Origin of the sequence: Streptomyces sp. ISL-98 (assembly GCF_018614055.1) — a bacterium.
Taxonomy (GTDB): Bacteria; Actinomycetota; Actinomycetes; order Streptomycetales; family Streptomycetaceae; genus Streptomyces; species Streptomyces spiramyceticus.
This window is the reverse complement of sequence record NZ_JAGGPB010000056.1, coordinates 35,371-55,292: the sequence shown is the minus strand read 5'-3', so window position 1 is coordinate 55,292 and position 19,922 is coordinate 35,371. Positions and strand designations below refer to the sequence as shown.

The following is a 19,922-nucleotide window of genomic DNA, read 5'->3' as shown; positions in this document are numbered from 1 at the left end:
CCCGTCCGGGGTCGTGGGCCCCGGCGAGACCGACGCGGTGGTCCACGCGCTGGGCGGCCTCGGAGCGTCCCTCGACTGCACCGGCCTGCGCAGCGTTCCGCTGGAGGGGCCGCAGGTGCTGTGGCTCGTCGTGGGCGGGGCGCTGGACCTGTTCGCGGTCGACGCCGCCCAGCAGGGGCACTGGCACTTCCTGGGCCGCCTCGAAGCGGGGGCGCTGCTCCTCGGGCCGGTCGAGGGCCCCCATCACACGCTGCTCGGCAGGCCGTCGCAGGACTGCGTGCTGCACCGGATCGCGCTGCGAGAGCTGTACCAGCCGGAGTACCAGTACGGCGATCCGTACGGCGGCCAGTACGGCGACACCTACGGCGGCCAGTACGGGGATCCGTACGGCGGCCAGTACGACACCCAGGGCGGCATCGCCCCCACGCCGCTGGAGCATGCCTTCGCGCTCGGCATCGGACGCAGCCTCGGGGTGTTGTTCGAGGCACCCATGGACGGCGGGCGCGCGGTGGCCGACGAGGCCGTGGCGGACGACGACGTCCTGTGGATGCCCGTTCCTCCCGGCAGCGTCCAGTACGGCGCCTCGTTCAGCGCGGAGGCTGCGAGCGACCTGCTGGTCGACGGCGCCTTGTGGCAGCAGATGGTGAACCAGCAGTACCGGCTGCTGTCCGCGGTGGACCGCTGGATCGAGCAGATGGAGCGCGCCCACGAGGACCGGACGGCGGCAGGCATCAAGGCGGGCGCCGCCGTCCGCGCCCGTGCGGACGAGGCGCTGCTGACCTCCATCGGCAAGCCGGACCGGTCCGGGCGCAGCGCCGCCGGCGTCGACAGTGCCACCGACGACGCGACGTTCGCCGTCTGCCGCCGGGTCGCCGAGGCGGCCGGAATCACGCTCTCCGAATCCTCCAGGGGCGACGCGGTCAACGACCGCATCACGCCCGTCGAACGCATCGCCGTCGGCTCCCGCATCCGTACCCGTGCAGTACGGCTCGACGGGCGCTGGTGGCGGGCGAACACCGGCCCCCTGGTGGGCCACCGGGCCAAGTCGGGAGCCCCCGTCGCACTGCTCTGGCGCCGCGGGCGATACGAGGCGGTGAACCCGGCCACCGGCTCGCGGATACGCGTCGGCAGCGACAATGCCGACGAATTCGAGCCGCGCGCGGTCATGTTCTACCGCCCGCTGCCGGAACGGCCGATGACCCCGTGGCGGCTGATGCGCTTCAGCCTGCGCGACACCCGGCCGGACATCCGGAACCTGCTCCTCAGCGGGCTGGTGACCGTCGGCCTGGGCGGTCTGGTGCCGATCGCGACCGGGCAGGTGCTCGGTGTCTACGTACCGAACGCCGAGACCAGCCTCATCGTCCAGGTCTCCCTGGCCGTCATGGTCACCAGCATCGTCACCGCCGCGTTCATGCTGCTCCAGAACCTCACCATCCTCCGGATGGAAGGCCGCATCGAAAGCACACTTCAGCCCGCCGTGTGGGACCGGCTGCTGCGGCTGCCGACGAAGTTCTTCACCGAGCGGTCCACCGGAGAACTGGCCAGTGCGGCCATGGGCATCAGCGCCATCCGCCGGGTGCTGTCCGGCCTCGGACCCGTGGCCGTACAGGCGACGACGGTCGGCGCGATGAACCTCTTCCTGCTGCTCTGGTACAGCGTGCCGCTGGCGCTGGCGGCCATCGGCATGCTGCTCGTCATCGGCGCCGTGTTCCTGGGGATGGGCCTGTGGCAGCTGAGGTGGCAGCGAAAGCTGGTCGAGCTGGGCAACAAGCTCAACAACCAGGCGTTCCAGACCCTGCGCGGGCTGCCCAAACTGCGTGTCGCCGCTGCGGAGAGTTTCGCGTACGCCGCCTGGGCCCGCGAGTTCGCCCGCTCGCGCGAGCTGCAGCAGCGGGCCGGCCGCATCAGGAACCTCACCACGGTCTTCGACGCGGTCTATCTGCCGCTGTGTTCGCTCACCATGTTCATGCTGCTGGCGGGCCCGGCCCGCGGCAGCATGACGGCCGGCGAATTCCTGACCTTCAGCACCGCCGTGACCATGCTGCTGACCTCGGTCACCCAGCTCACCGGCCTGCTCGTGTCGGCCGCCGCCGTGCTGCCCATGTTCGAGCAGATCAAGCCGGTCCTGGACGAGGCACCCGAGGTCCGCGGCTCCAGCGCCCAGCCCGGCGCCCTGTCCGGTGGCATCGAGGCCAAGAAGCTCTCCTTCCGCTACACCGACGACGGCCCGCTGGTCCTCGACGACGTGTCGCTCCAGGTCCGGCCGGGCGAGTTCGTGGCCATCGTCGGCCCCAGCGGCTGCGGCAAGTCGACCCTTCTCCGGCTGCTCATCGGATTCGACAAACCGGTCTCCGGCAGCGTGCTGTACGACGGCCAGGACCTGGCCGCACTCGACCAGGCGGCAGTGCGCCGCCAGTGCGGCGTCGTACTGCAGAACGCACAGCCGCTCACCGGATCGATCCTGGACTGCATCTGCGGCGCCGAGGCCTTCTCCCAGGAGGAGGCCTGGGAGGCGGCCGAGATGGCGGGCCTCGCCGAGGACATCAAGCGCATGCCGATGGGGCTGCACACCATGATCTCCGGCGGTGGCGCGATCTCCGGCGGCCAGCGGCAGCGCCTGATGATCGCCCAGGCGCTCGTCCGCCGCCCGCGCATCCTGTTCTTCGACGAGGCCACCAGCGCGCTGGACAACGAGACCCAGCGCATCGTGACCGAGAGCACCCGCAGGCTGAGCGCCAGCCGTGTCGTGATCGCCCACCGGCTGTCCACGGTCATGGACGCCGACCGCGTGATCGTCATGTCGGAGGGCCGGGTCGTCGAACAGGGGCCGCCGGCCGATCTGCTCGCCGATGCGGGCGGGCGGCTGCACGAACTGGTGCGGCGCCAAATGGCGTGAACATTGCACGGCCCCGGATGCGGCTTCTGGCGTAAAATGTGAGCAGCGGCAATTGAGCACGACGGCGTAATCCGATCATGAGCAAACAAATCGAGGATTACGCCCTCATCAGCGACCTGGAAACAGCTGCCATGCTCGGCAGGGACGGGTCGATGGATTGGCTGTGCCTGCCGCGCTTCGATTCCCCCGCATGCTTTGCCTCATTGATCGGTTCGGGAGACAACGGATTCTGGCGTGTTTCTCCCGTCGGCGGAGGCCCGTGCACACACCGGGCGTACCGCGAGGACACGCTCGTACTCGATTCCGTCTGGGAGACCGAATCCGGTGCGGTACGTGTCACCGATTTCATGCCGCTGCGCGGCAACCTGCCCTGCGTAGTGCGGATGGTGGAAGGCATATCCGGCTCTGTCCCCATGCGCAGCGAAATGAGACTGCGCTTCCATCAGGGCCGCATCGTGCCGTGGGTGCGGGTCACCGACCAATGCACTGTCGCGGTCGCCGGGCCGGACTCCGTGTGGGTGAGCAGCGACGGCCCGCTGCACAGGCTGGGCCGTGAGGCCACCGCGGTCCTCGACTTCACGATCGAGGCGGGCCGACGGCTGACGCTGATGCTCGTATGGGCACCCTCACATCTGCCCGCTCTGCCCGCGCCGCTCTGTCTCCCTTCGGAAACGGCACTCAAGGAGACCAGCGATTTCTGGCGGAAGTGGACCGGACAGTGCCGCTACCAAGGGCCGTGGCGAGAAGCCGTAGTCCGCTCGCTGATCACACTGAAGGCGCTCACCTACGCACCCACGGGCGGCATCGTCGCAGCGCCCACCACTTCGCTCCCCGAATGCATCGGCGGCGAACGCAACTGGGACTACCGGTTCTGCTGGCTCCGCGATTCCACCCTCACCCTTTCCTGCCTGCTGCGCAGCGGATACCGCGACGAGGCGACGGCATGGCTTGACTGGCTGCTGCGCGCCATCGCGGGTGAACCCGCCGATCTGCAGACCATGTACGGCATCGGGGGACAGCGGCGGCTGCCGGAGACGGAGGCGCCCTGGCTGACCGGATACGAGGGGTCGCAGCCGGTCCGGTTCGGAAATGCCGCCGTGGACCAGTTCCAGCTGGATGTGTACGGCGAAGTGCTGGACACGCTCTATTGGTCCTTGCAGGCCGGTATACCCATGCAGCCGCACATGTGGACCCTGGTGAAGGCCCTGATGCGCTACCTCCAGGAACACTGGCGCGACCCGGACCAGGGACTGTGGGAAGTCCGTGGACAGCGGCGGCATTTCGTCCACTCCAAGGTCATGTCGTGGGTGGCCGCCGACCGGGCCCTGCGCATGGGAGACATCCTCGGCAGGAACGGATCGTCGGCCGCGTGGCGGGCCATGCGCGACGAAGTGCACCAGGAGGTGTGCCGGGAGGGCTGGGACGAGAAGCAGCGGTCGTTCGTGCAGTCCTACGGCTCGTCCGCCCTGGACGCGTCAGCCCTGCTGATTCCCAAACTCGGCTTCCTGGCGGCTGACGACGCAAGGGTGTGCGGCACGGTCCGGGCGATGCGGGCGCTGGATCACGCCGGATTCGTCCGGCGGTACGAGCACAACGGCCACGGGGTGCACAGCGTGGACGGGATGCACGGCTCCGAGGCCACGTTCGTGGCGTGCTCGCTCTGGTACGCCGACGCCCTGGCCGCGATCGGCGACCTGGACCGGGCGGGGGAGACCTTCGAACGAGTCCTCGGTGTCCGCAACGACGTGGGTCTGCTCTCCGAGCAGTGGGATCCGGGCAGCCACCGTCAGCTGGGAAACGCTCCGCAGGCATTCAGCCATATCGCTCTGGTGGAAACGGCGTTCGCCCTGCAGAGGGCGCCCCACCGCGGCGCCTGACCGCCGTCAGGAGCACCATGCCGGAGTCGCCGTAGTCGGGCAGCGTCGGGTCGGCGTCGATCCGGGTAACCGCGAGCCGCTCCGTGATCGGTGCGAACACCTCCGTGACGACCTCCGGGTTCACCGGGCAGCCCGGCCACCGGGAAGCGGGACCGATGCGGTACGTGGGCATGTTCTCCATGAAGGCCGCGACCAGGTGCCCGCCGGGTTCCACGGAGCGGACGAAGCGGTGGCAGAACTCCGTGAACTCCGCGAAATCCTCGGTGACGCCCTCGGCGACGAAGTTCATCGACGCGCTGCCGTAGGTGCCGGGTGTGAGGGCCCGGATGTCGCCGTGGATGACCTGCACCGGCGCCAGTGCCTCCCGCAGGGTCTCGGGCAGATCCGGATTCAGCCGTCGGCACAGCGCGTAGAACGGCTGCCAGCTCTCGTCGGGCCCCCGGTCGCGCTGCCGCATCAGATAGGCCACGCACGAGGCGCCGGCCTCGACGGCATCGATACGGCGGCTCGCCGCGGCGGCCAGCATGAGCGGGTAGAGGTTGGGCCCGGCCCCGAATTCGAGCGAGCGGGCGACACTCCCCGGCGCGAACCGGCGGTAGAAGGCGGAGTGGTGCGTGATGACCGCCGCGTCCGACGGGTGCAGCTGCCGGTAGTTCTCGGCGAGATAGTCCTCAACGGGCCAGCTGTCCCAGTCCACATCGTCGTTGTGGGTCGGCGGACCACTGCGGGCCGGCGGAGAGTTGTGGGTCGGCGGACGCACGGGGTCGGTCCCACGCATGGCGCGCTCAGCGCCCCGGCCGCAGGGCGAAGCGCTCGGAGAGCCGCGTCAGTGTGTCGTTGAGCTGGTCGATGTCCTCGTCGGAGTTCAGGGCCGTGATCTGAATGCGGAAGCCGACACGGTCGTGCGGGACGAGCGGATAGGCAGCCAGCGTCACGTAGATGCCGTGGTCCCACAGGAATCCGGCGACCGCGCTGAGGTCCGACGCGTCCTGAAGCGGAATCTCCACGATCGGCAGCCGGTCGGTATTGAGCGTGTCGAGGCCGAGGCCGTGGACGTGGTCGAGGAGCCGGACGGTCTTGCGGTACAGATCGGCGCGGATCGGGTCACCGCGCCGGTCGTTGACCTCCAGGCCCGCCAGCGTCGTGGCGAGAGAAGCCGTCGGCGACGGCCCGGAATACAGATAGGGGGCCGCTGCCACCTTCAGATGGTCCTTGAGCCAGGTCGGCAGCGCGAGGAAGGCCAGCAGCGACGAGTACGCCTTGGAGAAGCCGCCGACCAGCACGATGTCGTCGTACGTCTCGCCCGTATGCCGTACGACGCTGTTGCCACGGCAGCCGTACGGGCACAGCTCGTCCGCCCTGCGTTCCCCGATGACGCCGAAGCCGTGCGTGTCGTCGATGTACAGCGTCGCGTTGCGGTCCCGGCAGATTCCGGCCAGTTCGGGCAGGTCCGGGATGTTTCCGGTCATGCTGTTGACGCCGTCCAGGCAGACCAGCCGCACCGAACCGGGCGGCACGGCGCGCAGCATCGAGTCGAGCTGCTCCGGCCGGTCGGCGCGGAACCGCTGCATCGTCGCGCCCTGCCCTCGGGCCGAGACACATCCGTCGTACACGGTCCGGTGTGCGGCGGCCTCCACGAACACGTGCCCCTTGCCCGTGAGGACGGGGATCACCGAGGCGTGGATCAGGGTGGCCGTCGGCAGGAGCAGGGTGTCCGGCGCTCCGAGCAGAGCGGCGAGTCTCTCCTCGATCTCCGGGTAGAGCCGCGGGCTGCCCAGCAGCCTCGACCAGCTGGGATGCGTTCCCCACTTCCGTACGGCCGGCTCGATCGCGTCGATGATCTCCGGATCGCAGTCGAAGCCCAGGTAGTTGCACGAGGCGAAGTCGATCAGCCAGTGGTCTCCGCTGCGGATGTGCCGGCCCCGTACTTCGTCGAGGACTGCGTCGCTCATGGGGCTCGTACGCCGCAGATGTTCTAGGTCACCCCAGCGCTGATCGTGCCGCACTTCTAGGGGTGGGGTAGCGGCTTCGCGCATGACGTTCTCCTTTGGCGCGATGGCCCGGCCCTTGATGGCCGCCCTGGATCCCCCGGCTCCCCCCTCGGGCCCGATGCCTGCACGTGCCTGCGTCGGCGCACCGCTGTCCTGCGCGGACGGGGACAGCCAGGCTCCGTCGCGGTGGCGCAGCAGGAATTCGCCCTGCTCCACGGTCATCGGACGTGCGAAGAGATAACCCTGTCCGAACCGGCAGCCCATACCGGCCAGGAGATCTCGTTGCGCGGAGTCCTCGATTCCCTCGGCGATGACCTGAAGGCCGAGCGTGTCGGCGATACGGACGATGCCCTCGACGAGCGCGACCTGCTGGGTGTCGAGCGCGATGTCGTCGATGAACGTCTTGTCGATCTTCAGGACGTCGATCGGGAACTCCCGGAGATAGCCCAGCGAGGAGAATCCGGTACCGAAGTCGTCCACGGCTATGCGCACACCGACGTCCTTGAGCGAGTGCATGACACCCTGGATCTGCCCGTCCCGTCGCATCAGCACCGATTCGGTGAGCTCCAGCTGCAGGCAGCCGGGGGCGAGTCCGGACGCTTCGAGTGCTCTGCTCACCTTGTCCAGGAAGCCTGTGTCCTGGAACTGCCGGGCCGACACGTTGACGCTGACGTACGGCGGCGTCGACCGCGGCGTCGCCCGCTGCAACCCGGCGATGTCCGCGGTGGCGTTCCCCAGGACCCAGGCCCCCAGTGGTGTGATGTGACCGGTCTCCTCGGCCAGCGCGATGAACTGATCCGGCGGGACCAGGCCGCGCTGCGCGTGCGGCCAGCGGGTCAGTGCCTCGAAGCCGACGACATCACCTGCCGCGATGTCCACGACGGGCTGGTAGCGCAGGGTGAACTCCTCATCGGCGATTGCCTTGTCCAGGCTCGCCAGGAGGTCGTGCCGCTCCACCATGCGGGCATGCAGCCTCGGCTGGAAGCGGCGCCACTGGTGCTTCCCGGCGGACTTGGCCGCGTAGAGCGCGAGATCGGCGTGGCGCAGGAGTTCCCCGGTGTCGCTGCTGTCCATGGCCGTGGCGACGCCCACACTGGCCGACACGCTCACGGCACCGTCGGGGAGCCGGAAAGGCCGGTTCAGGGTCTGTACGACCTGCGCCGCCAGGATCTCGGCATCGATCGGCGCCTTCGCATCCTCCATCAGCACCGCGAACTCGTCACCGCCGAGGCGTGCTGCCGTGTCGCTGCGGCGCAGCGCTCCCGACAGCCGGCCGCCCACGGCGGCAAGGAGCTGGTCGCCGACCGTGTGCCCCATCGTGTCGTTGACGACCTTGAAGTCGTCCAGGTCGATGAACAGCACACACGTGACCGTCGACTCGCGGCGCCCGCGCAGCAGCGCACGCTCGATCCGCTCCAGCAGCAGCGTCCGGTTCGGCAGACCGGTGAGCGAGTCGTGAAAGGCCCGCTGGGTGAGTTCGTGCTCCAGCCGACGCTGCTCGGTCACGTCCCGCAGGGTGACGACAAGACCGCGGACGGTCCGGTCCTGCCGCAGATCGCTGCACCGCACCTCCACTTCGATGCGGCCGTTGTCCCGCGGCACCCACCAGTGGTCGTGGGGGTCCTGCTGCTCGCCCTCCCGCACGGCCGTGAGCATCCGGGTGGCCCGGTCGCGGTCCCGTAGGTCCACCAGTTCCGGAAGCTCGGCACCGCTCAGCCGGACGCTGCCGAACACAGCCTCCGCCGACGGACTCGCGTACCGGACGGTGTTGTCGTCCTCGACGATGAGGATGACGTCCGAGGCGTTGCCCACCAGCGTGCGGAAGTACGCCTGGCTCTCCCGCCGCGAGATCTCCTGGCGCAGCGCCACGCGCTCCATCGCCAGTCCGGCGTGCGAGGCCAGGATCTCCAGCGAGCCCCGCGTCTCGTCGAGCTGCTTCTCGGGGCCCGCCGCAAGCAGTACACCGGGCATCTCGCCGCCGGCCGGGCGATCGGGCTGGATCATCGGGCACACGAGAGCGCTCGGCAGGTCCCCGAATTCGGCGGCGACACCGGGGCCGAGTTCGGCGACGGGCACCAGGTTCGTACGGCGCAGGGCCGAGGCGGTGTCCCCGCCCGGCGGTGTCCCGCCCTCGGCGTCGGCGACGCGCCGGTCGCCGATGGCGGCCGAGGGCGGTGACCGTACGGCGTACAGGTCCTCGGCACGCGCGGCCGACAGCAGCATGGTTCCGTGCCGGACCTTCGGCCCGAACAGTGCGCTGACGGCCGCGTCGCAGGACCGCTCGATCTCCTGCGGTCTGATCGCCGCGACCAGCGAGGCGGCCGCCGTACGCAGCGCCTGCTCGCGCGCCACGGCTTTGCGCTGCGCCACCATCATGCCCGCGAGACGCAGCATCACCAGCAGGAACAAGGCCCCGGAGAAGGCGGCGATCACGGCGGCGTCACCGACGTTGCCCCGGACCGCCTCGTGGAGCAGGATCGCGGGCGCGATCAGTGTGGCCGCGGCGAGGAGCACGAGCCTGTGGGGTTGCGGGATCAGGGACTGGGTCTGATGGGTGCGCGCGGTCAGCGCCGCCATCGACGGATGCAGGCCGGCCAGCCCCCACGCCGTGTAGAAGACGATCCAGCCGGTGTCCAGCAGCGTGCCGGCCTGCCATGTCCCGTTCAGCTGGAGAATCCCGTAGGCGATGTCGAAGCCGAGCAGGGTGATCGTGCCGAGGACGAGTAGCTGGAGGGCCCGGTTGGGGCCCGACAAAGTGCCCGGGGTGATCAGCCGGACCAGCAGCGCAAGCACCAGCACGTCGCCGAGCGGGTAGGCGATGCTGATGGCCCGCTGCTCCCAGGTCAGGCCCTCGATCTGGGTGAGCGGCTGGACCAGATAGACCCATACCGGCAGCGCGAGCCCGCCGGTGAAGATCAGTGCGTCCAGCAGACTCGGCAGGTCACGGCCCACCCAGCGGTACCGGACCAGCCCGAGCAGGCCTGCGGCGAACAGCGGGTACGTCGTGAGATAGAGGGCGTCAGCGGGGGAGGGGAACGGATTGGACTCGTGGAAATACTCTTCGAGCACGTTGTAGTAGGTGTCGCCCGCGGCGAACGCGAGCAGTGCCGCCGCGAGCACCCACCAGGGCCAGCGGTGCGCGGGCCGGTTGAGCTGAACACCCGTGAGAAGGGCCGCGGCACCGCCGACTCCGATGAGAGCCCACAGCGACGTGCGGGCGCCCGGGAACGTCATGTAAAGGCTTGTGGCGCACGCAACGAGGATGATGTAGGCGGCCATCAGCCGATGTGCCCGAAGCACAGGCAAGCGCCTCCCTGCGTTGCCGGACACCGGCCCGCTGACAACGCGTTGGCCTGGATTTCCGATCCCGCTCCTTCGATCGTAGGCACAGCGGGGGGTGCGCTGCATCTCGCCGCCCGGTGCTCGGCGAGTGCAGTTCAGCCCGGGCCGCTCATCGCGTTCCGGCCTCCGGCAGAACCCGCGTAGCCATGGGGGTTGAGCTGCTGAAAGCGCCAGGCGTCCCGGCACATGTCGATCAGGTCCCGGGTCGCCTGCCAGCCCCAGTCACGCGCCGCCGCTGTCGCGTCGGCGACGAGTTCGGCCACGTCGCCCGGGCGGCGGCCCACGATCTGGTACGGGATCGGGCTGCCGCTCACCTCACCGAACGCCTCGACGACTTCCAGGACCGACCGGCCCCGTCCGACACCGAGGTTGTACACATGCATGCCCGGTGCGTCGGCGAGGTGGTCCAGGGCGACACGGTGGGCCTCGGCGGTGTCCATGACGTGGATGTAGTCGCGGATCCCGGTTCCGTCGACGGTGGCGTAGTCGTCTCCGAACACGTGGAGCCGTTCACGCAGGCCGATGGCCACCTGGGCGACGTACGGCATCAGATTCTCGGGGACTCCGACGGGGGCCTCCCCGAGCAGTCCGCTGGGGTGCGCGCCGACGGGGTTGAAGTACCGCAGGCAGAGCACGGTGAACTCCGGGAGCCGGCGGCACACGTCGTCCAGGATCCGTTCGCAGAGCCACTTGGAGGCCGCGTACGGACTGGTGGGCCGGGCGGGGGTGTCTTCGCTCAGTGACCCGTGCCCGGCGTCGCCGTAGACCGAGCTGGACGAGGAGAACACGAGCTGGTGCACCCCGTGTTCGCGCATCGTGCGCAGCAGGGCGGTCGTGCCGCCGACGTTGGTGTCGTAATACTCGACAGGCATCCGTGTCGACTCACCCACGGCCTTGTGCGCGGCAAAATGCACGACGGCGTCCACGGAGTGGCGGTCGAAAACGGCCGAAAGGGCGTGTCGATCACGGATGTCCAGCTCGTACACGGCACCGACGAAGCGGTCGGCGATCCGTTCCACACGGGAGAAGACCTGGGGCGTGCTGTTGGAGTAGTTGTCGACCGCGATCAGTTCGTAGCCGTGGTCCAGCAGCTCGACGCAGGTGTGACTGCCGATGAAGCCGGCCCCGCCGGTGACGAGGACCGTCGACGGGGGCGAAGCGGGCCGCGCGCCGCCTGCGAGGCCGCGCTGGTGGTCCGGCTCGCTGTGCGTCATGGCCTGACGCTCCTGAGTAAGAAAACGCTGTACGCTGACGCCGTATATTTACGCCAGATATGTACGACTTTGCACCTGTTGTTCCTTGGCGTCAAGGGGGTCAAGGGGCGACGATGTGCGGGAGAGCGGCGCGGAGGCCACCACCATGTCAGGACAACCGGAGGAAGCGGCGGAAGGTGCCGGACGACGCGCCAGCGACCGGGGCCGCTACGGGCGACTGAGCAGGGAACGCGTGCTGGCCATGGCCCTGGAAGTCGTCGACCGCGACGGGCTGTCCGGCCTCAGTATGCGCAAGCTGGGCGCTGAGCTCGGGGTGGAGGCCATGGCCCTGTACCGGTACGCCCCCAGCAAGGACGCGCTGCTGGACGGGCTGGTCGAGGCGCTCTGCCAGGAGCTGGAGAAGGTACTGGCGGCCGAGCCGGAGCCGCATCAGGGGGCGGAGGCGGTGGACTGGCGGCAGGCGCTGCACCACATCGCGCTCGCCACCTACCGGGTCGCGATGCGCCACCCCAATGCGGTGCCCCTGCTCGCCACCCGCCTGCTGTCCACGCCCCTGGCCCGCCGCCCCCTGGCCGTACTCCGCAGCGACGAGCGCGTCCTGGTCCTGCTGCACGACGCCGGACTGGGCGAGCGCGAGGCCGTGGCGGCCCACCGGGCGTTCACCGCGTGGCTGCTCGGGTACCTCCTGGTCGAGCTGCGGGCCATGGACGACGAGCCCGACGAACCGGATCCGGCCTTCCGGCTCGGCCTGCACCGTATGCCCGCGCAGGAACTGCCCCGGCTGAGAGCGACCGCCATCGCCCTCGCCGAGCGCGGCGGCCCGGAACAACTGGCCGCCGGGCTCGACGCCTTGCTCGACGCATTCCCCGGTCGATCCTGAGCCCTGATCGGTCCTGAGGCTCGGTCGATCCTGAGCCCTAGTCGATCCTGAGCTCACCCATCGCGCTCCACCCGTCCGCGCCTTCGATGCTCGTGCTCACGATGTCGGGCGTACGGCGGACCAGCGGGCGCATCGTCTCCAACGCCGCCTTGAAATGCTCGGAGTTCACATGCGCGGCCGCCGCGTCGTCCTTGAACGCCTCGACCAGCACATAGGTGTTCGGGTCCTCGATGCTGCGCGACCACTCGAACCACAGGTTGCCGGGCTCGCTCCTGGTCGCGTGGGTGAAGGCCTCGACGTGCTGCGGCCACTCTTCGGCGTACTCGGGCTTCACCGGAAACTTCACGACAATAAAGATCATGGTCCCCATTGTGCACTCTGACTACGCTGGTGCCGTGTTCACCTCTCAGGGACCGACCTTCCGCGAACTGACCGTGCAGGCGCTCTCGTCGATCGAGCGCGGCTACGACCTGCTCGCCCCGAAGTTCGACCACACCCCCTTCCGCACCCCCGACCGCTTCCTGGACGCGGTCGCCGACACCCTGAGCCCGCTCGGCCCGTTCGACGTGGGCCTCGACATCTGCTGCGGCACCGGCGCGGGACTTCGCGCATTGCGGCCGCTGTGCCGGGAGCGGGTCACCGGGGTCGACTTCAGCGCCGGGATGCTGGCCGCCGCACGGGAGGCCGCGGCAGGGGCGGAGGAGTCGGCGACGGTGGAGTGGGTACGGGCCGATGTCCGCGCCCTGCCGTTCAGGCAGGACTTCGATCTCGCGGTGAGTTTCGGGGCGTTCGGCCACTTCCTGCCGTCCGAGAGGCCCGGTCTGTTCGCCGGGGTTCACCGCGCACTGCGGCCGGGCGGTGTGTTCGCCTTCCCCATCGGCGCTCCGCAGCGCTTCAGCTCACCGCTGTACTGGTCGCTGCTCGGCTTCGACTGGGTGATGCGCGTACGCAATGTGCTCTGGCGGCCGCAATTCGTCATGTACTACCGGACCTTCCCGCTGCAGGGCGTACGGGACGACCTGCAGCGGGCAGGCTTCACGGTGGAGCTTCATCCGCTGGAGAAATTCGGCCGCCGGGCCGACGGCAGCCCCAACTGGCGGCTGATCGTGGCCCGGCGGGCGGAGTGACCTGCATGCCCCGGGTCAGGGCTGGGGCGGCCGGTCCTGCTCGTCCGTACCGTACTGCTCCCTGAGCTTTTCCTGGCCGGTGTCGACCTGGCCGCGGTGTTTGCCCTGGGTCCTGTCGTCGACAGTGTCGCCCGCCCTCTCGACGCCCTTGTCGGCCTGGCTCTCGTGGCCCTTGAGCATGTTCTTGATCTTGTCCTTCATGGACATGGGTCATCCTCCTGGTCGGGTCGCCCCCGCCCTCCCAGGGTCACCGCATCTCGCGCGGTTCGCATCCGCGAGCATTGCGGCCCCTTGTCAGGCCAGTGCCTTGAGGATCACGTCGGCGAGCGGGGCGGCGGAGGCCGGGTTCTGGCCGGTGTGGAGGTTACGGTCGGTGACCACCTTCGGGGCCCACGGCTCGCCCTCCTGGAAGTCGGCGCCGATCTCGACGAGACGGTTCTGGAGCAGCCACTTCGCCTTGTCCGCCAGGCCCGCCTGGGTCTCTTCGGCGTTGGTGAATCCGGTCAGCCGGTAACCGGCGAACGGCGACGTACCGTCGGCGTTCTTGGCGGCCAGCATCGCGGCCGGGCCGTGGCAGACCACGCCCAGCGGCTTGCCGGACGCGAGCGCCCCGGCCAGCAGCCTGCCGGAGTCGGCGTTGACGGCCAGGTCCTCCATCGGGCCGTGGCCGCCGGGGTAGAAGACCGCGTCGTAGTCGGCCAGGTCGACCTCCTCCAGCTTCAGCGGCCGCTGGAGCTCGGTGAGGGACGCGAGGGCCTTCGAGACTTTGTCGGCGCCCTCCTTGCCGCCGTGGAACTCGGGCGCCAGGCTCGCCCGGTCCACGGCCGGTACGACGCCGCCCGGGGTGGCGACCACGACCTCGTGGCCCGCCTTCTTGAACGCCTCGCAGGGGGCTACGGCTTCTTCGGCCCAGAAGCCGGTCGGGTGCCGAGTGCCGTCGGCCAGCGTCCAGGTGTCGGCGCCGGTGAGTACGAAAAGGATCTTGGCCATGGAGTTCTCCGTAGGCATGCGGTGGACGTGGGTGTCGAACGTAAAACTCCGTGCCATAGGAGACCGCCGGGGAAACCGGCACGACGCATTGGAATTCCAATGGCACCGGGGGAATACGCCGTACGGCTGTCAGCGGCCGACCGGGTCCCTGTGGGCCCCGTCGTCCGGGGCCACGAGCGTGAGATGACCGCCCTCGTCGAGGGGCGTCGGGACGGTGATCAGGGCTGTCTGCCGTGCCGTGTCGGCGTCGAAGATGTGGATCTCCCCGTGGCCGCCGCGTGTGACGGCGATCAGCGACGTGGCGGGGGAGGCCGCTATGGCGCGGCGTTGAACGCCGTCCCACGGAGTGCCGCCGCGGCGCGGAGCGCCCGCCATGGGCGGCAGGGGGAGCCGGGCACAGACCTCGGGCGCGGCGGATTCGGTGGAGACGAGGATCAGTTCGTCACCGTCGGGGTGCACGCGGGCGAAGGCGACATGGCGGGCCGCGACCGCCAGGCGGAAGACCAGGCCGGGGCCCAGTTCCAGTCGGCCGGTGAGGCCCGGGTCGAGGTGGTGCCACCACGCGTCGTTGGTCCAGTCCGGCCAGCTCTCCGGGGCGCTCGGACCGCCCCGTACGCATGACCACAGCGTGCGGTGGGCGGCGTCGAGCCGCAGGTAGTAGCCGCGCCCGCCGGTGCGTCCGCCGGCCGGCCAGGGCAGCGTGACCCCGGCCTTGAGCGCGTCGCCGTCGCGGCGTGCGCGGTGGACACCGGAGCCCGCTGCCGCGAACACCCAGCCGGTTATGGGGTCGTAGGCGTCGCCGTGCCCGTCGTCGTCCGGCAGAGGGAGGCCGCAGTCCGGTTCAGCGGGCGGGCACGCAGGGGCGGCGGCCATCAGCGCCGTGTGCCGGTACGCCGTCAGCTCGCCCGGCTCCCGGTGGCGCAGGACAACCAGCGGGTCGTCGGCGGAGCCGGCCAGGGTGACTCCGGGCTCGCCGACGCGGGTGCGTACGCGGACCGCGCTCGGGCCCCCTTCGGCCGCCAGATCGACGGCCGTCAACTGGTCTGTCCAGGCGGACCAGTTGCGGCCGAGACCGGTGGACACCGCGATACGCCGCCCCGATGTGTCGGCGGCCAGGTGCTCGGCGGGCACGGCCACCGGCACGCGGGCCTCGATGAGCGGACGGCCGGCGTCGGGACCGTAGGGGTCGAGAACCAGCAGCTCGCCGGCGCGGTCGTCGACGAAGGCGGTGCGCGTGCCGGGAAGGGCGAGGAAGCCCGCGTGCTCGGCGAGATGGCGCCCGTCGATACGGGCCGTGGTACGTCCGTCGGTGAGATCCAGAATGCGGATATTTCCGGCCACTTGATCGGCGACGAGCAGGCGTGGAGCGAGGGGCACGGTCGGCCTCCGGGCTGAGAGATGGCGGCGGGGGTTGCTTTGATAATGATTATCATGTCTAAATCATGCGGGGTGGGGGCCGGTCCGGGGACACCCCTGCTCACACCGTTTCCGGAGCCCCGGGACACCGAGAAGAACAGAGGGCACGTCATGTCGCGCGCAGTGACAGGAGTCATCCGCCGGTGGGCGGCGGCCGCCGCCGCAGGGGCCGTACTCGTGGGGTGCGGCGCTCCCGCCGAACCCGCCTCCGAGAAGGCGGGCGGTGACGCGGGCCCGAAGACCGCGGTGGATGTGCGTCCCATCAAGGCCGCGCGTACGGTCACGGACTCGCAGGGCGTCACCATCACCGCCAAGACGCCGCCGAAGCGCATCGTCTGCCTCGTCGCCCTGTGCGACGACATGCTGGCCGAGCTCGGCATGACGCCGAGCGCCACCAATTCCGCGCTGCTGGCCCACCCGGACTTCCTCGGTCCGGCGCGTGCGAAGAAGATCCCCGTGGTGCCCGGCGGCTTCCTCAGCCCCGAGGTGGAGGCCGTCCTCTCGCACAAGCCGGACCTCGTGATCGGACTGAAGGACACGCACGGCAAGCTCGCCCCCGCGCTGAAGGGCGCCACGACCTTCTGGCCCGTACAGCCCTCCACCTGGGAGGACAGCGTTGGATACCTGCGGAACCTGGCGGCACTGACCGGGCGTACGAAGCAGGCGGAGGCGGCGGAGAAGCGCTTCCGTACGAAGCTCGCGAAGGCCGAGCGCAAGAAGAGCGACAAGACGAGCCTGATCATCTTCGGCAGCGACGAGAACTTCGGAGTGGCGACGCCCAAGAACGACGTGGCCGCCGGACTGTTCCCGAAGATCTCCTCGTACCCCTGGAAGGGCCGTGGCGTCGAGGGCAGTTACAGCATCGAGGAGATCCTCGCCCGTGACGTGGACGTGCTGTTCGTGGAGACGCTGTCCTTCGGCGGATCGGACGGGAAGCTGTCCGAGAAGCTCGCCAAGAACCCCCTCTGGGCCCGGATCCCCGCCGTGAAGAACGACAAGGTCTTCGAGGTGAACTCGGAGGTGTGGGCCAAGGGGCGCGGCACCCGGTCGCTCGGCATCGTGCTCGACGAAGCAATGGCCGCCCTGCGGTGACGAAGCGCCAACTGGCATGTGCAGTGGGCCTGTTGGTGATCGCCGTTGCTGCCGCGCTGTGCCTGGGCACGCCGTACATCGCGCCGCACCGCCTCGGTGCGGCGCTGGCCGGCGACGGCCTCGAAGGGGTGATCCTCGCCGAGCTGAGGCTCCCGCGGCTGGTGCTCGCACTGGCCGCGGGAGCCTGCCTGGGCGCCGCCGGCCTGGTCCTCCAGGAGGCGCTGCGCAACACGCTCGCCGTACCCGAGATGATCGGCGTCTCCTCCGGCGCGGCGCTCGGCGTCGCAGCGCCGCTCGTGCTGGCGCTGTCGGTTCCCGTGGTCCTGGAGCCGCTGCTGGCCCTGGGCGGGGCCGTGTTCGGCGGTGTCCTGACGCTGGTGGCCGCCGGATTCGGGCGCAGTCCTTCGGCCGTACTGCTGACGGGCGCTGCCGTGTCCGCGGCCCTTCAGGCGGGACTGCTGGTACTGATGGTGCTCGCCGACCAGCTCGATCTGCAGCTCATCTACCGCTACCTGCTGGGCAGTCTGTCCTCCCGCACCTGGGACGACGTGACCGGGCTCGCGCCCTGGCTGCTCGTCGCCGTACCCGCACTGGTGCTGTGCGCGCCGGTTCTCGGAGTGCTGCGGCTCGGTGACGACGACGCCCGGGCGATGGGCGTACGCGTCCGCCGGGCCCGGCTCGGCGCACTCGCCATCGCCATCGTGCTCATCGCCCCGGTCGTCGCCGTCTGCGGACCGGTCGCCTGGGTCGGTTTCCTCGCGCCACAACTGGCGCGCAGGCTCAGGCCCGAGGCGGATGCGCTGGGCTGGCTGCCCTGGTCCGCCGTGTGGGGCGCGCTGATCGTCCTGTGCGCCGACCAGCCGGCCCGGCTGGCGCTCGCGCCGGTCGAGACGCCGGTCGGAGTGTGGACCGCACTGCTCGGCGTACCCGCGGGGGTCGCGCTGCTGAGAATGCGACGTGGGGCTCAGGACCGCGGAGCGGGTACGTCGGTCGCATCCGTTACGTCGGTTGCATCGGGTACGTCGCCCCAGCTCGCGGATGCCCCTTCGGGAGGCGGCCGATGAGCGCGCTTCTTGCCGTACGCACCCGGTGGCCCGGGGTGAAACTCGGCCTGCTGGCCGTACTCGTCGCTGCCGTCGCCTGCGCCGGACTGGTCGTCGGCCGGAGCCCGACGGCCGGGGGAGTGTGGGAGGTGCTGTCGGGCGGGGGCGACCCGACCGCGCGGCACATAGTCATGCAACTCCGCTTTCCCAGAACACTGGTGGCCCTGGGCGCCGGCGCGAGCCTCGGGCTGGCCGGGCTGCTGCTGCAGTCGGCGCTCCGCAACCCGCTGGCCGGGCCCGAGGTCACCGGCGTCACGCCCGGAGCGGTGCTCGGTGCGGTGACGGCGACGGGGCTCGGTTTCGCAGGCTGGGAATCCCCGGCCGCGGTGGTTGTCGCCGCGTGCCTCGGCGGATTCGCCGGAGCGGGACTGCTGTGGCTGCTCGCCGGACGGGAACAGGGCGACCCGGAACAGACGGCCGTACACGGGGTGCTCGTCTCCGCCGTACTGGCCGGGCTCACCGCGATGGTGCTCCTCGTCGCGCCGGGCGAACTGGGCAGCGTCGTGCAGTGGCTGGTGGGGTCCACGGAGGGCCGGGTGTGGGAGCACTGGACGCTCCTGTGGCCCTGGGCGGCTGTGTGGGCCGCTCTGGCCTGCGCGTTGGCCGCACCGCTGACGCTGTTGCGCTGCGGCGACGAGCAGGCGACGGCAGCGGGGCTCGCGGTCGGCAGGGCGCGTGCGGCGGCGCTGGTGTGTGCGGTCGCGCTGACCGCGGGTGCGGTCTCGGCCGTCGGCGCCCTCGGCTTCGTAGGACTCCTGGTGCCGCACCTCGCGCTGGCCCTCTTCGGAGCGGACCTGCGCTGGACCCTGCCCGGCTCGGCGCTGATCGGCGCGGTCGTGGTGTGCGGGGCGGACGGCGCCGCGCAGCTGTTGTCACGGCTGCTCGCGGAGGGGCTGGACGCCGACCGGCTGACCGTGCCGGTGGGCGCGCTGACGACCTGTGTGGGAGCCGCACTGCTGCTCGCCGTGGCCCGGCGTCATGGATCGGAGCCGAGGTGAGCTGTCGTCCGTACGGCCCGCACCCGGCAATCACGAAGAAAGGGCAGAGATGACCGCGTCACAGGCCGGAGCCGAGAAGACCAGGTCGCAGAGCGCGGCCGACGACGCCCGGCTCGCGTCGCACGGCGCCATCGCCGTCGAGGGCGTCAGCTTCGGCTATCCGGGGCGGGAGGTACTGAGCGGCGTAGACCTGCGGGTCGAGGCGGGCGAACTGCTGGCGCTGGTCGGCCTCAACGGCTGCGGGAAGAGCACCTTGCTGCGGCTTGCCGCCGGCCTGTTGCGCCCGGCAGCTGGGCGCGTACTGCTGGACGGTGACGATGTGTCGCGCCTGTCCCGGCGGGCCACCGCTCGCCGGGTCGCTCTGCTGCACCAGTCCTCGCCCGCCGTACCCGGCATGACGGTACGTCAGCTGGTGAAGCAGGGTCGCTACGCCGCTCGCGGCCCTCTCGGGATGCTCAGAGAGGGCGACGACGAGGTGTGCGCGCGGGCCCTCTCCGACGTTGGTGTGGCCGACTGGGGTGGGCGGCTGGTCGATTCGCTGTCGGGGGGCGAACGCCAGCGTGTGCGGCTGGCGATGTCCCTGGCCCAGGACACCGGCGTACTGCTCCTCGATGAACCGACCACCTATCTGGATCTGCGGCACCAGTTGGAGGTGCTCCAGACCGTGGTGCGGCTCCGTGAGGAGCGCGGGCTGACGGTGGTGATGGTGCTGCACGACCTCGGTCATGCCGCGCGCTTCGCCGACCGCATCGTCGCGCTGCGCGGCGGGCGCGTGGCGGCCGACGGCCCGCCGGAGGAGGTCGTCACCGCGGACCTGCTGGCCGAAGTCCTGGGCGTGGCAGGGCGGGTGGGGCGCGATCCGCAGGGCGGGTGGCCCGTGTGTTACCCAGATCACCCTCTGCCGGGCGCCGATCCAGTTGTGAAATGACAATCATATTCATTAGTGTCTGTGGTGCGGCAGCCGCTCGGCTGCCGCACCACCCGTATGTGAATGGA

14 protein-coding genes and 1 pseudogene are annotated in these 19,922 nt (G+C 70.2%); 8 read left to right on the top strand and 7 right to left on the bottom strand.

The annotated features are described in order from the left end of the window. Positions 1-13 precede the first annotated feature (13 nt). Positions 14-2,896 (top strand): NHLP bacteriocin export ABC transporter permease/ATPase subunit, encoded by a 2,883-nt coding sequence (locus tag J7I98_RS31925; RefSeq protein ID WP_214928571.1) that lies wholly within the window; start codon positions 14-16, stop codon positions 2,894-2,896. Positions 2,897-2,973: 77 nt separating this feature from the next. Continuing rightward, entirely contained in the window at positions 2,974-4,773 is a 1,800-nt protein-coding gene (locus tag J7I98_RS31920; protein ID WP_214928538.1) for a glycoside hydrolase family 15 protein, read from the top strand. On the opposite strand, the gene J7I98_RS31915 is transcribed toward J7I98_RS31920, so the two are convergent. The 3 genes from J7I98_RS31915 to galE all read right to left on the bottom strand — a co-directional run bounded on the left by J7I98_RS31915 (position 4,709) and on the right by galE (position 11,320). Next, on the bottom strand, positions 4,709-5,551 hold the full coding sequence (locus J7I98_RS31915) for a class I SAM-dependent methyltransferase (protein WP_251021511.1): 843 nt from the start codon (positions 5,549-5,551) through the stop codon (positions 4,709-4,711). The genes J7I98_RS31920 and J7I98_RS31915 overlap by 65 nt on opposite strands. Positions 5,552-5,558: 7 nt before the next feature. Continuing rightward, positions 5,559-10,043, bottom strand: a complete 4,485-nt coding sequence (locus J7I98_RS31910) for an aminotransferase class I/II-fold pyridoxal phosphate-dependent enzyme (protein WP_214928537.1) — start codon at positions 10,041-10,043, stop codon at positions 5,559-5,561. Positions 10,044-10,201: 158 nt separating this feature from the next. After that, complete coding sequence (gene galE, locus J7I98_RS31905; protein ID WP_214928536.1) at positions 10,202-11,320, bottom strand: UDP-glucose 4-epimerase GalE; 1,119 nt, start codon at positions 11,318-11,320, stop codon at positions 10,202-10,204. Positions 11,321-11,465: 145 nt separating this feature from the next. On the opposite strand from galE, the gene J7I98_RS31900 reads away from it, so the two are divergent. Beyond that, positions 11,466-12,200 (top strand): TetR/AcrR family transcriptional regulator, encoded by a 735-nt coding sequence (locus J7I98_RS31900; protein ID WP_214928535.1) that lies wholly within the window; start codon positions 11,466-11,468, stop codon positions 12,198-12,200. 37 nt (positions 12,201-12,237) lie between these two features. Here the strand turns inward: J7I98_RS31900 and J7I98_RS31895 are convergent, their stop codons facing one another. Continuing rightward, a complete protein-coding gene (locus J7I98_RS31895) occupies positions 12,238-12,561 on the bottom strand; it encodes a putative quinol monooxygenase (RefSeq protein ID WP_214928534.1) in 324 nt (107 codons plus the stop codon). 34 nt (positions 12,562-12,595) lie between these two features. Between J7I98_RS31895 and J7I98_RS31890 the strand changes: the two genes are divergently transcribed. Further along, positions 12,596-13,327 carry a class I SAM-dependent methyltransferase gene (locus J7I98_RS31890; RefSeq protein WP_214928533.1) on the top strand — a complete coding sequence of 244 codons (732 nt, stop codon included), beginning with the start codon at positions 12,596-12,598 and terminating at the stop codon, positions 13,325-13,327. A 15-nt stretch (positions 13,328-13,342) separates the two neighbouring features. On the opposite strand, the gene J7I98_RS31885 is transcribed toward J7I98_RS31890, so the two are convergent. The 3 genes from J7I98_RS31885 to J7I98_RS31875 all read right to left on the bottom strand — a co-directional run bounded on the left by J7I98_RS31885 (position 13,343) and on the right by J7I98_RS31875 (position 15,694). Next, a complete protein-coding gene (locus J7I98_RS31885; RefSeq protein ID WP_214928532.1) occupies positions 13,343-13,534 on the bottom strand; it encodes an antitoxin in 192 nt (63 codons plus the stop codon). Between the two features lie 87 nt (positions 13,535-13,621). Then, a complete protein-coding gene (locus J7I98_RS31880) occupies positions 13,622-14,317 on the bottom strand; it encodes a type 1 glutamine amidotransferase domain-containing protein (protein WP_214928531.1) in 696 nt (231 codons plus the stop codon). Between the two features lie 129 nt (positions 14,318-14,446). Continuing rightward, entirely contained in the window at positions 14,447-15,694 is a 1,248-nt protein-coding gene (locus J7I98_RS31875) for a hypothetical protein (protein ID WP_214928530.1), read from the bottom strand. A 150-nt stretch (positions 15,695-15,844) separates the two neighbouring features. Here J7I98_RS31875 and J7I98_RS31870 point away from each other — a divergent pair, with 150 nt between their 5' ends. The 4 genes and pseudogenes from J7I98_RS31870 to J7I98_RS31855 all read left to right on the top strand — a co-directional run bounded on the left by J7I98_RS31870 (position 15,845) and on the right by J7I98_RS31855 (position 19,870). Then, complete coding sequence (locus tag J7I98_RS31870; RefSeq protein ID WP_214928529.1) at positions 15,845-16,825, top strand: ABC transporter substrate-binding protein; 981 nt, start codon at positions 15,845-15,847, stop codon at positions 16,823-16,825. Continuing rightward, positions 16,822-17,889, top strand: a complete 1,068-nt coding sequence (locus J7I98_RS31865) for an iron ABC transporter permease (protein ID WP_308378015.1) — start codon at positions 16,822-16,824, stop codon at positions 17,887-17,889. The genes J7I98_RS31870 and J7I98_RS31865 overlap by 4 nt, the downstream gene beginning before the upstream one ends. Further along, on the top strand, positions 17,886-18,926 hold the full coding sequence (locus J7I98_RS31860) for an iron ABC transporter permease (protein ID WP_214928528.1): 1,041 nt from the start codon (positions 17,886-17,888) through the stop codon (positions 18,924-18,926). The genes J7I98_RS31865 and J7I98_RS31860 overlap by 4 nt, the downstream gene beginning before the upstream one ends. Then, positions 18,907-19,870: pseudogene (locus J7I98_RS31855) on the top strand (ABC transporter ATP-binding protein). The gene J7I98_RS31860 and the pseudogene J7I98_RS31855 overlap by 20 nt, the downstream one beginning before the upstream one ends. Positions 19,871-19,922: the final 52 nt, after the last annotated feature.